The sequence below is a fragment of the Dellaglioa sp. CoH-57-MRSF-20 genome (assembly GCF_056781955.1).
Window position 1 is genome coordinate 1 of record NZ_JBXAXV010000239.1, and the last position, 283, is coordinate 283.

The window sequence follows — 283 nt, forward strand, 5'->3', positions numbered from 1 at the left end:
CTCCACCAGCTTGCGAGTGTTCGGGTCGAAGCGCGAACCGATTATCCGCAGACCGCTGCCTACTCCGATAGCGGGTGAGCGGCGGATCAGGTACGCACGAAGGATCGTCTCGCCCAGTGTGCTGTGTCTGCCGACGAGGCGACCCAGGGTGGCGGCTGGCAGTCTGATGACTTCGCCGTCGGTGAGGGCGATCACATTCACGAATGACGGCTGGCCCTCGAGCAGGCCGATGTCACCGGTGAAACGGCCTGCGCCGTGGACCTCGGTGCGCTCCGGTTGAGTG

Annotated in this window: 1 protein-coding gene; it reads right to left on the reverse strand. The window is 65.0% G+C overall.

Annotation, left to right across the window (positions count from 1 at the left end):
* Nucleotides 1-283 (reverse strand): cyclic nucleotide-binding domain-containing protein (locus tag AC1RPN_RS08895; protein ID WP_481763827.1); only part of this gene is annotated, 283 nt, incomplete at both ends.